Below are 1,508 nucleotides of genomic sequence, written 5' to 3'. Positions count from 1 at the left end.
TTGTACGACGGCGACGCGGACGACACGAACGAATCCTTCCCCAGCACGACCAACTCCAAGATCATCCCAGGCCGGTCAGTCAACGTGACAACGCCGAGTACTCACCTCGGGCCCCGTGGTGATGGTCCTGCACCGGACGTACGACACGTATTCGCTGCGCATCCTCGGACACGCGGCGGCCTAGCAAGCCCAAGACCGGAAGCGAGAGGTCCTGCCGGCTGCGGCAGGACCTCTCTCCCCGCGCAGGCACGCGATCTGGAATCCGGGTGCTGGTGTCCCGGCCGAATCTCCCCTGTCGACAGAATGCAGAATCATGCGTACCGCACAACGCGTTCTCGTCCGCGTCGTCTTCGATCCGTACGTGCGGGCGTCAAAATCGGAGCGCTGCTTGGTAATGATGTGGCCAAGGCTCGCGAGGTGAGCCAGTCGTCGTCGTTCGGATGCTGCCTGCACGGCCTGGCGAAACAGGTTGACCAGCGTGGTGTCGCCCTTTAGCGCACGGCGTCGGCGTCACCACGCTCCTGTTTGTTGGCCGCGCCCCCAGCAACCCGGCGGCGCCCGCCTCAGTGCGGGCGACGCACTCCTCACAAAGTGCCGGGAAGGCGCAGGTTCTCGTACTTCGGGTTGGGTTCCCCGCGCACGGCGTCCGCGACCTCGCCCGGACACCCCTGCGGCGGGTAGCCTGGGACGTCGCGGACCTTGTAGTAGACGCACACTAGCCGGGGCTCCTTCGTACCGCCGCCGTAGGGCAGCATCCGGGTTTCGCCGCAGGCCGGGCAGTGCGCGTCCGCGTGGAGGAGCGTCCTGGGCTCCGTGAACACGTGAGGCAGGCGGTTCTCCGTCACGGCGGTCCGGGGCAGGGAAAGGCCATAGTGGTCGCCCAGGATCCGGTAGACGTGCCGTATCCCGGTGTCCTCGGATGCGTCGTCCTGGAAGATGCCGTGGGGGTAGCTGAGGAACCCGGCCTCTGCGACCAGACGCCGGCTCACCGGGTGCTCGACGTGGCCGGTGCCGTTCTCCCGTAGCGTCCACTCTGTCTCGCCGCCCACGGTCACCGTGACGTTCGGCGGGTCCATGGTGGTGTCGAGGATGTCCACGACCGTGTGGCGCGCCCTGAGGTCTCTTCCGGGGGCCAGGCGGTCGTCCCGGTGCCCGGCCTCGGGCGTTTCCAGGGCGAACGCCCAGCCGTCGGCCGCCTGGCCCACCATCGCCCAGTCCGGCAGCTTCGACGATCCCGGTCCGTGAAAGAACTCCAGGGCTCCCGGGGTGGTGGCCGGATCGACGAGCGTGCCCGGACGCGCGCCCAGATACACGGCGAGGGACTCGGGACTTATGCCCTTCACCATGGTGAGGGCGTAGCCATTCCGGCCCAGTTCGTCGTCCAGCCAAGCGATTCCATCGTTCATGGAGGGAACCCTAAGGGCTGTCCCGCAAATGATCTATGAGCCGCCCGGGCAGGGTCGGTTGCTGTGCGGTCGTTGGACTATCCGGCGAGGGTGAGGTTGTGC

At 67.3% G+C, this 1,508-nt stretch carries 1 protein-coding gene; it reads right to left on the bottom strand.

From position 1 onward, the window contains the following. Nucleotides 1-584: 584 nt before the first annotated feature. The gene (locus ABZ154_RS35000; RefSeq protein ID WP_356838503.1) at nt 585-1,406 is read right to left on the bottom strand and encodes a hypothetical protein; all 822 of its coding nucleotides are present in this window, start codon (nt 1,404-1,406) and stop codon (nt 585-587) included. Nucleotides 1,407-1,508 lie beyond the last annotated feature (102 nt).

This window comes from Streptomyces sp. NPDC006261 (assembly GCF_040613515.1).
In the GTDB taxonomy this organism is placed as follows: Bacteria; Actinomycetota; Actinomycetes; order Streptomycetales; family Streptomycetaceae; genus Streptomyces.
This window is presented reverse-complemented; position numbering and strand designations above follow the sequence as displayed.